The organism is Tessaracoccus sp. SD287 (genome assembly GCF_017355265.1).
Classification (GTDB): domain Bacteria; phylum Actinomycetota; class Actinomycetes; order Propionibacteriales; family Propionibacteriaceae; genus Aestuariimicrobium.
In genome coordinates this window covers 33,449-46,459 of the sequence record NZ_JADIJQ010000015.1, presented here as the reverse complement: position 1 = coordinate 46,459, position 13,011 = coordinate 33,449, and the positions used below count along the sequence as shown (strand labels likewise).

Below are 13,011 nucleotides of genomic sequence, written 5' to 3'. Positions count from 1 at the left end.
AGATAGAGAGGGGACTCCTGTGCTTGATTGCGCCATCATCGGAGCTGGCCCGGCCGGGCTGAGTGCCGCCAGCGAGCTTGTCGCACGAGGGCACAGCGTTGTTGTCCTGGAAGCCAGGGACCGGGTCGGTGGCCGGGTTGAGACGGCCGTCCTCGGCGACGGCGCGACCGCCGACCTGGGCGGTCAATGGATCGCCGAACCGCACTCCCGGATGCATGCCCTGGTGCGGCGTCTCGGTCTGGAACTGGTCGGCGCCAGCGTCGGCGACGTCTCACTGCGGATGGGGGACGTGGTCACCACCGTGCCCAGCCAGGACGAGATCGACGCCAGCCTGAACCCCTTCGAGGTGGCCGACCTGGGGCAGGGGCTGGCCCGGTTCCGGCGACTCGCCGGCCGGATGAACCGGGACACCGTCTGGGCCGAGGGCAACAAGTCATGGCTGAACCAGCACCTGCGTCGCTGGGTGCACAGCAACCTGCGCACCCCCGGCGGTCAGGCCTGGTTCGCCCGGGTCTTCGAGAGCGCCTTCGGTGTCGGTGCCGCCGAGGTGACCCTGGCCGAGGGTCTGCGCCGTGCCAACAGCGGCGTCGACATGGAATCGCTGATCGCCGTCAACGGCGGGGTCAGCCAGCAGCGGGTCGTCGGTGGGATGGCCCAGGTGACCGACGCCCTCACCGCTGAACTTGGCGACGTCGTCCGGTTGAACTGCGAGGTCGTCGGCATCGACACCACCGGGGACGCCGTCGTGGTCACCCTGCGTGACGGTGAATCGGTCACGGCGCGCACCGCCATCGTCGCGGTGCCGCCGAAGCTGGCCGTCCAGTTCGCCTACAACCCTCCCCTGGAGGACTGGCGTGCCGACCTGGCCGCCAAGGTCCCGCTCGGCCGCGTCGTCAAGGCTGTCGCCCGGTACCCGCGAGCCTGGTGGCGCGACGCCGGGTTCTCGGGCCAGATGGGCGCCGACTCCGGCACCGTGCGGGTGCTCTTCGATGTCAGTGACGACCCCGAGAAGGCCGGCATCCTGGTCGGTTTCTTCGGGGCCGGTGGCGACGGGATGTCCGAACGCACCCCCGGATTCCGCCAGTCCGCCCTGTCCCAGTCGGTGTCCACCGCCTTCGGTGAGGGCCCGGCCATGGCCGAGTACGTCGAGCGTGACTGGAGCACCGCCCCCTTCACCGGCGGCTGCCACGGCGCCCACTTCGCCCCCGGCGTGTGGACGGCATCCGGCCCACCGCTGGCCGAGCCGCACGGCCCGGTCGAGTTCGCGGGGGCCGAGTATGCCGCCCGCTTCAACGGCTACCTCGAGGGTGCGGTGCGCTCGGGCCAGCAGGCTGCCGCCGCGATCGGACGCCGCCTCGGCTGAGCGACTAGCGTGGGTTCATGAGGACTTTGTACCTGATGAGGCACGCCAAGGCTGAGGTCTCTGGCCCTGCCGGGGACAAGTCGCGTCCGCTCAGTGAGCGGGGGCGACGCGATGCCCGCGAGGCGGGGGAGTGGTTGCGGCTGGCGGGCGTCGACGTGGCGCTGGTGTCGTCGGCGACGCGCACCACCGAGACGTTCACCGAACTGGGTCTTGACTGCCGCGCCGAGTACATGGATGCGCTGTACAACTGTGACGTCGAGACCATGCGCCAGCGCATCGGTGAGATGGACGAGGAGGTCACCACGGTGCTGGTCGTGGGCCACTCACCGACGATCCCCGCGCTCGCCGCGGAACTGCTGTCGGCGACCCAACCTCGAGCGGCCGACGAACTGTTGTGCCACTTCCCGACCGCCACCGTCACCGGCTTCGAGTTCGAGGGTCCCTGGTCTGAACTGGGTGAGCACGAGGTGCGGGTGCTGCAGCGCTGAACCGGCCGGTCAGGTCGGTGTGGCGCTGGGCGTCTGCGGGGCGCTGCTGGTGACCGGCGGACCGATCGGCGGCAACGGGTCCATCAGGCGCTGGGCCAGGGCATTGACCAGCAGCATCGCCGCCACCACCAGCAACACCACCAGGGCGGTCGCGATGATGGTGCTGCGGGTGCTGCTTGCCTGCGGGTTGACCGCCGGGTGGGCGACCACCTCGTCGGGCTCGGTGGGGGTGGACACCCGTGGCACGAGTCGGGTCTCGAGCGCGGCGTCCTCGTCCACTGGTCGGGTGGCAGCCCGGCCCGGCGCCGCGGCCTGACGCCTGGCCGCCTCGTCGCGGTCGAGCCGGTCGACCAGACCGGGGGGAAGCCCCAGGTCGGCGGCATGTTCGTAGAGGCCGCCGACGGTCATCCGCAGGGCACCGGCGCGGGTCAGGTCGGCGCCGCAGGTGCGGCAGACCACGGCGCGGGCAGCGACGTCATCACCACAGCGAGCGCAGTACATCGCGGCACCTCCCGCCTCGTCGCCACCAGTGTTGCTGGCTCCTCGAAAGCCCAGCATACAAACCACCGCCACCGGTCCGGCAGGTGCGGGGTCGGGGCCCCTGGCCGGGTGATGACACGAGCCGTTAACACTGGGGCGCGCATTGAAACGTGATCGACGCGGACGACACGTCTTGGCGAAATATCAGCCGAGCACAGTTTTGGGCATGACAATTCTCGAGCTCAACACCGGCGACACCGCTTGGGTGCTTGCCGCGGCAGGCCTGGTCCTGCTGATGACCCCCGGCCTGGCGCTGTTCTACGGCGGCATGGTCCGCGCCAAGAGCGTCCTCAACATGATGATGATGTCCATCATCGCCATGGCCACCGTGGGTGTGCTGTGGGTGCTGTTCGGCTTCTCGATGGCCTTCGGTGATTCCTGGAAGGGCATCATCGGTGACCCGACCCAGTTCGCGGGTCTGCAGAACACCGCAGACGTGCTGCTGGGGGAGCCCGGCAACCAGATTCCGCTGCTGGTCTTCATTGGCTTCCAGGCCGCCTTCGCCATCATTGCGACCGCCCTGGCTTCGGGCGCGGTGGCCGACCGGATGAAGTTCAGCGCCTGGGTGGTGTTCACCCTGGTGTGGTCCAGCCTGGTCTACTTCCCGGCAGCCCACTGGGTCTTCGCCTTTGATGGCGCGGTCTCCGAGAAGGGTGGCTTCATCGCCAACACGATTGGTGCCATTGACTTCGCCGGCGGCACCGCGATCCACATCAACGCCGGCATGGCCGCGCTGATGCTGGCCATCGTGGTGGGACCCCGGTTGGGCTTCGGCACCAAGCCGATGCGTCCGCAGAACCTGACCCTGGTCATGCTCGGCGCCGGGCTGCTGTGGTTCGGTTGGTTCGGCTTCAACGCCGGCTCCGCGCTGGGCGCCAACGAGTTGGCCGGTCTGACCTGGGTCAACACCCTGGTCGGCGCCGGTGCGGCGATGCTGGCCTGGCTGGTCGTCGAGCGGGTCCGGGACGGGCATGCCACCTCGCTGGGTGCCGCCTCGGGTGTGGTCGCCGGACTGGTGGCGATCACCCCGGCCTGCGCGGCCGTCACCCCGCTGGGCGCCATCGCCATCGGTGTCCTGGCCGGCGTGGCCTGTGCGCTGGCGGTGAAGTGGAAGTCGAAGTTCCGCATCGACGACTCCTTGGACGTGGTGGCGGTCCACCTGCTCGGCGGTCTGGTCGGCACCCTCGCGGTGGGCCTGTTTGCCAAGGGGTCCCTGAACGACGGTGTGGCGGGCGTCTTCTACGCGGGCGGCTTCGACCAGCTCGGCCGACAGGCGCTGGGCGCGCTGGCCGTGATCGTCTACTCCGGGGTGGTCAGCCTGCTGATCGCGCTGGCCATCAAGTACACGATGGGCATCCGGATCAGTCCCGCCGCCGAGGCGACCGGTATCGACCTGGCCGCGCATGCCGAGAACGGCTACGACCTCAGCAGCGTCGGCTACTCCAGCTACCGCGTCCGTTCCACCCTGGTGGTGCCCCAGGCACCCGTGTCGCCGTCGGCACCGTCGGACGTCCCCACCCCCGAGAAGGAGCCCGTGGCATGAAGCTCGTCACCGCCATCATCCAGCCCGCCGTCCTGGCGGGGGTCCAGATCGCGCTGGCCCAGTACGGCATCCGCGGCATGACCGTCACCGAGGTCAGCGGCTATGCCAGGCAGCGCGGCCACACCGAGGTCTACCGCGGGGCAGAGTTCACGATCGACTTCATCGAGAAGGTCAAGATCGAGATCCTGCTCGAGGACAACGAGGCTGACGCCGTCGTCGACGTGATCGTGGATCACGCCCGCTCCGGCTCCGTCGGGGACGGCAAGGTGTGGGTCACCCCCGTCGACCACGTCGTCCGCATCCGCACCGGCGAGGTGGATGCCCTGGCCGTCTGAGTCGCTGGCGCTCTCCTGACACCCCTGGCGCTCTGCTGACACACCGTCAGCAGAGCGCCAACGGCTCGCCCCGGCCATGGTGGTGCCCCTAGGATCTCGCCATGGCCCTGTTTGATCTTCCGCTGGACGACCTGCGCACCTACCGTCCCGAGGTGGCCGAACCGGCCGACTTCGACGAGTTCTGGCGCAGCACCCTCGACGAGGTGGCCCAGATCGACCTGGACGTCCGGGCCGAACCCTTCGAGAACCACCAGAAGCTGGTCGACGCCCACGACGTCAGCTTCGCCGGCTGGGGCGGCACCCGGGTGCGGGCCTGGCTGCTGGTGCCGGCCGGTGCCACCGAACCGCTGTCGGCGGTGGTCAGCTTCATCGGCTACGCCGGCGGCCGGGAGTTCCCGTTCGCCACCCCGTTCACCGGCGCCGGCCACGCCCACCTCGTCGTCGACACCCGCGGCCAGGGCTGGAACCACTTCACCCTCTTCGACCGCACCCCCGACAGCGACCCGGAAGCCGGGGCCAACTCCTGGCCGGGGGTGATGACCCGCGGCATCGCCGCTCCCGAGACCTACTACTACCGTCGGCTCTACATCGACTGCCTGCGGGCGGTGCAGGTGGCCAAGTCGCTGCCGCAGGTCGACCCCAGCCAAGTCTTCGTCGAGGGCGGCTCGCAGGGTGGCGGGCTGTCCATCGCGACCGCAGGACTGGCGACGCTGGCCGACGTGTCCCTGGCCGGGGCCATGGTCGACGTGCCGTTCCTGTGCCACTTCGCTCGGGCCATCACCCTTACCGACGCGCTGCCGTACAAGGAGATCTCGAACTACATCCGCACCTCTCCCCACCGGGAGCAGGACGTGCTGCGCATCCTCAGCTACTTCGACGGGGTGAACTTCGCCACCCGGGCCGACATCCCGGCCATCTTCAGCGTGGCGCTGATGGACCAGGTCTGCCCCCCGTCGACGGTGTTCGCCGCCTACAACCAGTGGGGGTCTGCCCGCGAGGAGTCGTCGGCGACCACGATCGAGGTCTACACCCATTCGGGTCACGAGGGCGGCGGTCCGGTACAGCGTTGGCAGCAGCTGGTCTGGCTTGAGGGGCTCGTCGACGGCTGAGCCCGCCGGTCACAGCGGTTTGACGCCCACCATCAGGTCGCGCTGGATCGAGGAGTCGACCCGATGGGAGAACTGCAGCCAGGGACCCTCGTCCATGACGTCGAGACCCTGGGCGGCCATCAGCCCGGCCAGCTGTTCGCGGGCCAGCCCGTGGGTGTTCCACGACAGGCCCAGCGCCCCGCCGGGACGAAGCTGTCCGGCCCAGATGGGCAGCGCGTCGGTCAGCAACCCGGCCGGTGAGCGATCCCGCTTGCCCCTGCCCGCTTCCACGGTGGCGCCGTGCACCACACCGTAGGGGGCGTCGGTGACGATGGCGTCGAACTTGCGTCGGCCCCACAGTCGACCCGAGTCCCTGGCGTCACCGGTGAAGGTGGCCATCACCAGCTCCCGGCGTTCGGGCAGGCGCAGGGTGGCATCGAAGCGCTTGCCGATGGCGCGCCCCTCGCGACGCACCGGGGTGGTGTCAGCGGTGTGCTTGAGGCGTTTGCGGCGCAACCACGTCTTCAGGTAGGCGCTCATCGCCTCCACCGCCTTTGGGTCTGCCTCCACGCCGAAGCCGTCATGGCCCATCAGCCAGGCGGTCATCAGCGTGGTGCCGCGTCCGGCCATCGGGTCAAGGATCTCCCGCGGGCCGGGCTCGCGGTGCACCGCGGCCAGGGTGACATTGGTCAGCAGCCGGGTGAACTGCTCGTTGGTCTTGCCCGGGTACTTCGGGATGGTGACCAGGTCCTCGTCCAACCAGTCGACGCCCGGCAACTCGACGGGACGCAGCAGGTCGCCGCGCTCGTCGGCGGAACGCTCGAACAGGGCCAACGAGGCGGACTGACCGGCGACGACCACCGGATCAAGCGACTCGGCGGTCACCGCCAGGTAGTCGACCCCGGCCACCACGACCGGCTCGGTGCTCAGCTCGCCGGGGTGGCAGATCTGCAGTTCGGCGGCGGCCAGCACGTCCGCGCCACCGGCGTAGACCCGGTTGGCAGCAGGGGCCAGCAGGACGAGGTACGAACCCATCAGGCCAGGTTGGCGTGGTGGTGCTCGAAGGGGGTGCCCTTGGCGCGTTCGATCGAGTTGCGGATCTCTTGCTCGGCCTCGGTCTTGCCGACCCAGGTGGCGCCCTCGACGGACTTGCCGGGCTCGAGGTCCTTGTAGACGGTGAAGAAGTGCTCGATCTCGAGCAGCATCATTTCCGAGACCGACTCGATGTCGACGATGTTGTTCTGGCGGGTGTCAGCGGTCGGGATGCACAGCACCTTGTCGTCGCCGCCCATCTCGTCGCGCATCCGGAACATCGCCACGGCGCGGCACTCGATCAGGCAGCCGGGGAAGGTGGGCTCGGGCACCAGCACCAGGGCGTCCAGCGGGTCGCCGTCCTCACCCAGGGTGCCCTCGACGAACCCGTAGTCGTACGGGTACTGCGTCGAGGTGAACAGGGTGCGGTCAAGGCGGATGCGACCGGTGGTGTGGTCCATCTCGTACTTGTTCTTCGTGCCCTTGGGGATCTCGATGGTGACGTCGAAAGTGATGCCATCGGGGATGGGGCTGAGCTCAACAGACTTGGAATCGTTGGTCACGGCTTGCTCTCTCTATGATGGGGACACCCTCGTCAGGGGGCAGCCTAGCGTGTTCGGAGGACGGAAGTGACCCAGCTGGAGTCCGCGAACACCAGCGAGCCCCGACCGCGCCGCACGGGTCTGGCGGCAGCACTGGTTGCCATGCTGACTACGGGCCTCGTCGGTGGGATCAGCTTTGCACATGCCCCCCTGTTGGAGGCTACTGGACTGCGCGAGCCCCTGGCCCTGCCGCCTGCGGCAAGCACCCTGTTCCCGGCGCCACCGAGCACCACCCCGGTCGCGTCCGCGGTGGTCTCACCGCCGCCGCTGGCCGCACCGGACGCGACGCTGGCCCCGGCCACACTGGCCCAACGACTCACCGCGGTCCCCAGGAAGTTCAACGGGGCATCGGCGTCCCTGGTGCTGGACTCGGGCTCCGGCGGGGTGCTGTACGCCAACAACCCGGCCGCCATGATGATCCCGGCGTCGAACATGAAGACGCTGACCATGCTGGGGGCGCTCGCCTCAATGCCCGGCGACCACGTGCTGAGCACCACGGTCACCAGCCCGGCGGCGGGAGTGATCGTGCTCACCGGCGGCGGTGACCCGTACCTGCGCAGCATCCCCGACCCGCAGCAGCCCGGGGTCGCCAGCACCGCCGAACTGGCCCGGCTGACGGCCCGGGCGCTGCGCGCGTCCGGGCGGACGAGCGTGACGCTCGGCTTCGACCAGAGCCTGTTTGCCGGGCCCGACTGGGCTCCGACCTGGCCCGCCGGCTACGCCAGCCAGGTCACCCGGATCAGCGCCCTGATGGTGGACGGCGGCAGGACCCGCAATGCCGACGGCACCATCACGAACAGCGCCCGGGCCCAGGCGCCGGCCGCCGCCGCGGCAGCAGTCTTCGCGGCCCAGTTGAAGGCCGAGGGCATCGCCGTGACCGGGAACATCACGCCCCGTGCGTCCGGGGGAGCCGAGTTGGCCAGCGTCGACTCGCTGCCGCTGGAACAGGTCGTCACGATCGCCATGGTCGCCTCCGACAACACCGCCACCGAGATGATCCTGCGCCACCTCGCCCTGTCACGCCACGCCGAGGCATCCTTCGCGGGCGGCACCCGGGCGCTGCAGCAGGTGCTCACCGAGCTCAAGGTGTGGCGTCAGGGGGCCCAGGTGCACGACGGGTCCGGGCTGAGCCGCAGCAACCTGGTCAACGCCGAGATGCTGGCGGCGGCCTGGCGGACCATCGCGACCACCGAGCGGCTGCGGGGTCTGCTCACCGCGACTCCGGTGGCACGGGTCTCGGGGACCCTGCGCGATCGTTTCCTGATCGACGAGTCGGCCGGGGGCCGGGGCCGGGTGCACGCCAAGACCGGCACCCTCAGTGAGGTGTCATCCTTGTCCGGGTGGACGGTGACCGCCTCGGGCCAGAGCGTGATCATCGTCTTCATCGTCAACCAGTCCAAGGACGACTGGTGGGCCCGAGCCTGGATCGACACCGCAGCGGCGGTCGTCAGTGAGTGTGGTTGCCCGTGAGTTCCCTGCCCTGGGTCGACTTCGACCTCGCCGCGGCGTTCAGCCACCGGCTGATGCGACCCGGCCCGCCGACCACCACCGAGCAGCGTCGGGCCGCGGTCGACGACCTGCGACGTGCCGCCGAGATGGCGCCGGGCCTGATCACCGAGACCTCGGGGCTGCCGCTGGTCGAGGATGGGCTGAACATGGTCATCGACCGTCGGGCGTGGGCCACCGCCATGGTGGGCACCGCCCGGTCGATGTGGGACCGGCTCGGCGCCCCCGCCCGACCGAGCTTGGCCCAGCGGGTCACCGGACGGGCAATGGCCACCCAGCTGGGGGCGCTGCTGGCGGTGCTGGGCACCCGGATCCTGGGCCAGTTCGACCCGTTCAGTCCGACCCCGCGGCTGGTGCTGGTCGCCCCCAACGTCATCCACGTCGAACGCCAGCTGCGGTTGGTGCCCACCGACTTCCGCACCTGGGTGGCGCTGCACGAGCAGACCCACCGGGTGCAGTTCGCTGCCGCACCCTGGCTTCCCGACTACCTGTTGTCGCTGGTCAACCGGGTGTTGGCGGCAGAGGACGAGGCGGGGGAGACGGTCACCGACGTGCTGCTGCGCGGGTTGCGACGCTCCCCCCGGCAGCAGTCACATGGCGCCATGCTGGATCTGCTCTCGGCACCCCAGGCCGCCGAACCGCTCGACCAGGTCAACGCGGTGATGTCCTTGCTCGAGGGGCATGCCGACGTGTTGATGGACCTGGCTGGCCCCGGGGTGATCACCACGCTGCCCTCCATCCGGGCCCGGTTCGAGGCGCGTCGGGACAACCCCGGACGGTTCGCCGCCATCGGAAAACTCGTCGGCCTGGACGCCAAGCTGGCCCAGTACCGCGACGGGGCGGCGTTCTGTCGGGCCGTGCTGGACGTGGCCGGGCACCCCGGCCTGAACCGGGTCTTCGAGTCGCCCGCAACCCTGCCCACGCGCGCGGAACTGCTGGATCCGCAGCAGTGGCTCAAGCGGGTGCTCGGGTTGGCTGCCCGGCCCCGGTGAGCTGGGACCACGGTGGCACGGCGTGAACTCGGCCCCGATGCTCTCAGGGTCGCCCAGGCGGTGAGGGCAGCCCTGCCCAGTGCCGGACCGGTGGTGCTGGGAGTGTCCGGGGGAGCCGATTCCATGGCGCTGGCAGCCGGAGCCGCCTGGGCGGTGAGGGCCGCCGAACGCTCCGGTGATCAAGGTCCTGAGGTGCGAGCTGTCATTGTTGATCATGGTCTGCAGCGCGGGTCGGTGCAGGTGGCGGCGACCGCCGCCGAGCGCGTGCGGGCGTTGGGGCTGCCGGCGTCGGTGACCCGGGTCGAGGTGCTGGGGACCGGTGACGGGCCGGAGGCGGCGGCCCGCCGGGCGCGACGTGACGCCCTGCGCGCTGCCGCCGGTGCCGGTGCCGTGATGCTCGGCCACACCCTGGACGACCAGGCCGAGACGGTGCTGCTCGGGTTGGCGCGCGGGTCGGGACTGAGGTCGCTCTCGGGCATGCGTCCGGTGGCCCAGGACGCCGCCGGGCCGCCGGTGATCAGACCGCTGCTGGGGCTGCGGCGTGCGGTCACCCGGGCCGCCTGTAGACAGTGGGGCCTGGACGTCTGGGACGACCCGCACAACGCTGCCGAGCGGTTCACCCGGGTGCGGGTGCGCCACACGGTGCTGCCGACCCTCGAGGCCGAACTGGGTCCGGGGGTGGCCGAGGCGCTGGCGCGGACGGCCGACCTGGCCCGGGCCGACGCTGACGCGTTGGAGGACTGGGCCACTGCTGCCACAGCGTCAGCAGTGCGCCGCGGAGCCCTCGACTGCCGCGTCTGCGCCGGGTTCCCGCCGGCGATCGCGTCGCGGGTGGTCCGCCGCTGGCTCCTGGCCCAGCGGGCGAACGAGGTCTCGGCGGTGCACGTGGCCCAGGTGCTGGCCCTGGTCACCGACTGGCACGGCCAGGGCCCGGTGCAGGTGCCCGGCGTGGTGGTGGCACGCCATGACGGCCTCCTGGTGTGCTCGCCGGGGTCAGGACCCGGTTAGGGTGTAACCCGTGGATGCCAAGGACATTGCCAACGACCTCGATCACGTGCTGCACACCTCAGAGCAGGTGCAGGCCAGGGTGCGTGAACTGGGGCAGCAGATCGACCGCGACTACGCCGGCAAGGAGTTGCTGCTGGTGGGCGTGCTCAACGGCGCCATCATGGTGATGGCCGACCTGTCGCGGGCCATGTCCAGCCACTGCACGATGGACTGGATGGCCATCTCCTCCTACGGTTCGGGCACCCAGTCGTCCGGTGTGGTGCGCATCCTCAAGGACCTGAGCACCGACATCTCGGGCAGGGACGTGCTGATCGTCGAGGACATCGTCGACACCGGTCTGACCTTGAGCTACCTGGTGCAGAACCTGCAGTCGCGCGAACCTGCCTCCCTGGAGATCATGACCATGTTCCGCAAGCCGGAGGCGCTGACCAGCGACGTCACGGTGAAGTACGTCGGCTTCGACATCCCCAACGAGTTCGTCGTGGGATACGGGCTTGACTACGCCGGACGCTACCGAAACCTGCGCGACGTCGGCACCCTGTCCGAGCATGTCTACCGCTGACGCGGCCAGCCAGATGATCACCATCGAGCAGCGCCCGGTGCGGGCGGCAGGACTGGATCGACGCCCCGGGCTGCCCATCCTGCACGGCGGGGGTGGACGTCTTGCCACGGCCGAGGAGCAGGAACTGCTCGGCGTCGACCAGGACCACGCCGACCGGCCCACGACGATGCTGCCCTACCGCCACCAGGCGGTCTACGACCGGCAGCCGGTCGAACAGACCCAGCGGGTGGCGGTGCTCGAGAACGAGCACCTGCGCGCCACTTTCCTGCTGGACCTGGGCGGACGACTGTGGTCGCTGACCGACCTGGACAGTGGCCGCGAACTTCTTCACCAGGCCGACTGGGTGCAGCCGGCCAACCTCGCCCTGCGCAATGCCTGGTTCGCCGGCGGGGTGGAATGGAACCTGGGCGTCACCGGCCACTGGGGCCTCACCTGTGACCCGATCTCGGCGGCAATCGTCGAGGAGGACGGCGTCCAGGTGCTGCGGATGTGGGCCTATGAGCGACTGCTGGAACTGGACTGGCAGCTCGACGTGTGGCTGCCCGCGGGCGCGTCCCAGCTGGCGGTGCACGTCACCCTGGCGAACCCGCACCCCACCGATCGACCGGTCTACTGGTGGTCCAACATCGCCGTCCCGCAGGTGGAGGGCGGGCGGGTGCTGGTCGAGGCCGACTCGGCCTTCCACTTCGGCTACGTCGCCAAGCTGCACCGGGTGCCGGTGCCGGTGCACCAGGGCGTGGACATCACCCGCCCCGACCTGGCCCGCCACAGCGGTGACTACTTCTTCGAGACCCGCGCCGAGCACCCATGGATCGCGGCGGTCGATGCGGCCGGACGAGGACTGGCGCACGCGTCGACCTCCCGCCTGATCAGCCGCAAACTGTTCGTCTGGGGGACCGCGTCTGGGGGCGACTCCTGGCAGCGCTGGCTGTCCGGTGAGGGTGCCTACCTGGAGATCCAGGCCGGGTTGGCCCGCACGCAGCTCGAGCACCTGCGGCTGCCCGCTGGGCAGAGGTGGACCTGGACCGAGACCTACTCGGCCATCGAGCTGGACCCGGAGGACGCCCAGGGCGACTACGCCGCCGCCGTGGCCGCCGCCGCTGGACCGGCGGTCGACGCCCCGGCGCTGGACCATGCGCACCGGGTGCTCACGAAGATCGCCGCGGCCCCCGTCGGTGAGGGCTGGACGTCGGTGGGCGCCGAGGAGAACCAGGGTTGGGGAGCGCTGGCCGTCGCCGTGGGCGACCTGCCGCAGAATCTGGCCACACCGTACGACCCTGCCGTCATGGACGAGGAACAACGCGCCTGGTTGCAGGTGGCGCAGACCGGCGTGGTCGGGGATGAGCTGTGGGGCGACGGGTTGTCCACCGGCGTGATCGCCGGGGAGGGCTGGGTGCAGCGTCTGCGCCAGGCCGATCCCGGCCCGGCCCAGCAGCTGATGCTCGGTTTCGCCGAACACGCCGCGGGGGACACCGCCACTGCTCGAGAGCTGTGGCGGCTCAGCCTGTCGGTGCAACCCAGCGCCGCCGCGGCGCGGGCGCTGGCCCTCACCGGCCCGGACGGGGCCGAGCGGGTCGACCTGCTGCACCAGGCGCACGGTCTGGCGACCGGCCTGAGCGGACCGGCCGCCGACGAACTGCTGGTGGAGCTGTTGGTGGCCCTGCGCAGCGCCGGACGCGACGACGAGGCTGTTGCCCTGGTCGAGGGCCTCTCGCAGGAGCAGCGGAACCTTCCTCGGGTCCAGTACCTCGAGGCCGCCGCCCGCGTCGCCGTGGGTGATGCCGCCGGCGCCGGGGAGCTGTTGGCGCGGCCGCTGCTGCTGCCCGACCTGCGCGAGGGGGACCTGAGCCTGGACCAGTTGTGGTTCGACCACCAGCGGCTGCTGGGCACCGAGGAGCCGTTGCCCGCCCACTACGACTTCCGCATGTTCATCGAGCCGGGACGGGCCTGAC

The 13,011-nt window shown here is 70.3% G+C and carries 13 protein-coding genes; 10 read left to right on the top strand and 3 right to left on the bottom strand.

Going from position 1 to position 13,011, the window contains the following annotated elements; genetic code table 11:
* Positions 1–19: 19 nt before the first annotated feature.
* Both IPV09_RS08045 and IPV09_RS08040 read left to right on the top strand, forming a co-directional pair.
* Positions 20–1,363 (top strand): FAD-dependent oxidoreductase, encoded by a 1,344-nt coding sequence (locus IPV09_RS08045; protein ID WP_207474730.1) that lies wholly within the window; start codon positions 20–22, stop codon positions 1,361–1,363.
* 17 nt (positions 1,364–1,380) lie between these two features.
* Entirely contained in the window at positions 1,381–1,851 is a 471-nt protein-coding gene (locus tag IPV09_RS08040; protein ID WP_207474729.1) for a histidine phosphatase family protein, read from the top strand.
* Positions 1,852–1,860: 9 nt separating this feature from the next.
* On the opposite strand, the gene IPV09_RS08035 is transcribed toward IPV09_RS08040, so the two are convergent.
* On the bottom strand, positions 1,861–2,352 hold the full coding sequence (locus tag IPV09_RS08035) for a hypothetical protein (RefSeq protein ID WP_207474728.1): 492 nt from the start codon (positions 2,350–2,352) through the stop codon (positions 1,861–1,863).
* A gap of 205 nt (positions 2,353–2,557) precedes the next feature.
* On the opposite strand from IPV09_RS08035, the gene IPV09_RS08030 reads away from it, so the two are divergent.
* The 3 genes from IPV09_RS08030 to IPV09_RS08020 all read left to right on the top strand — a co-directional run bounded on the left by IPV09_RS08030 (position 2,558) and on the right by IPV09_RS08020 (position 5,378).
* Positions 2,558–3,934, top strand: a complete 1,377-nt coding sequence (locus IPV09_RS08030; protein ID WP_207474727.1) for an ammonium transporter — start codon at positions 2,558–2,560, stop codon at positions 3,932–3,934.
* The gene (locus tag IPV09_RS08025; protein ID WP_207474726.1) at positions 3,931–4,269 is read left to right on the top strand and encodes a P-II family nitrogen regulator; all 339 of its coding nucleotides are present in this window, start codon (positions 3,931–3,933) and stop codon (positions 4,267–4,269) included. Before IPV09_RS08030 ends, IPV09_RS08025 begins: the two co-directional genes overlap by 4 nt.
* 101 nt (positions 4,270–4,370) lie before the next feature.
* Positions 4,371–5,378 carry an acetylxylan esterase gene (locus IPV09_RS08020; protein WP_207474725.1) on the top strand — a complete coding sequence of 336 codons (1,008 nt, stop codon included), beginning with the start codon at positions 4,371–4,373 and terminating at the stop codon, positions 5,376–5,378.
* A 9-nt stretch (positions 5,379–5,387) separates the two neighbouring features.
* Here IPV09_RS08020 and IPV09_RS08015 read toward each other — a convergent pair whose 3' ends face one another.
* Together IPV09_RS08015 and IPV09_RS08010 are read right to left on the bottom strand one after the other, a co-directional pair.
* Positions 5,388–6,392: a TRM11 family methyltransferase gene (locus IPV09_RS08015; protein ID WP_207474724.1), complete on the bottom strand. Its 1,005-nt coding sequence runs from the start codon at positions 6,390–6,392 to the stop codon at positions 5,388–5,390.
* Positions 6,392–6,952, bottom strand: a complete 561-nt coding sequence (locus tag IPV09_RS08010; RefSeq protein ID WP_370590257.1) for an inorganic diphosphatase — start codon at positions 6,950–6,952, stop codon at positions 6,392–6,394. The genes IPV09_RS08015 and IPV09_RS08010 overlap by 1 nt, the downstream gene beginning before the upstream one ends.
* 66 nt (positions 6,953–7,018) lie before the next feature.
* On the opposite strand from IPV09_RS08010, the gene dacB reads away from it, so the two are divergent.
* From dacB to IPV09_RS07985, 5 genes are read left to right on the top strand one after another with little or no spacing between them, the layout of a single operon-like run.
* The gene (gene dacB / locus IPV09_RS08005) at positions 7,019–8,461 is read left to right on the top strand and encodes a D-alanyl-D-alanine carboxypeptidase/D-alanyl-D-alanine-endopeptidase (protein ID WP_207474723.1); all 1,443 of its coding nucleotides are present in this window, start codon (positions 7,019–7,021) and stop codon (positions 8,459–8,461) included.
* Positions 8,458–9,489, top strand: coding sequence for a zinc-dependent metalloprotease (locus IPV09_RS08000; RefSeq protein WP_207474722.1), 1,032 nt, complete (start codon positions 8,458–8,460; stop codon positions 9,487–9,489). The genes dacB and IPV09_RS08000 overlap by 4 nt, the downstream gene beginning before the upstream one ends.
* 12 nt (positions 9,490–9,501) lie before the next feature.
* Positions 9,502–10,497: a tRNA lysidine(34) synthetase TilS gene (gene tilS / locus IPV09_RS07995; protein WP_207474721.1), complete on the top strand. Its 996-nt coding sequence runs from the start codon at positions 9,502–9,504 to the stop codon at positions 10,495–10,497.
* A gap of 10 nt (positions 10,498–10,507) precedes the next feature.
* Entirely contained in the window at positions 10,508–11,059 is a 552-nt protein-coding gene (gene hpt / locus IPV09_RS07990) for a hypoxanthine phosphoribosyltransferase (protein WP_207474720.1), read from the top strand.
* The gene (locus IPV09_RS07985) at positions 11,046–13,010 is read left to right on the top strand and encodes a DUF5107 domain-containing protein (RefSeq protein ID WP_207474719.1); all 1,965 of its coding nucleotides are present in this window, start codon (positions 11,046–11,048) and stop codon (positions 13,008–13,010) included. Before hpt ends, IPV09_RS07985 begins: the two co-directional genes overlap by 14 nt.
* Position 13,011: the final 1 nt, after the last annotated feature.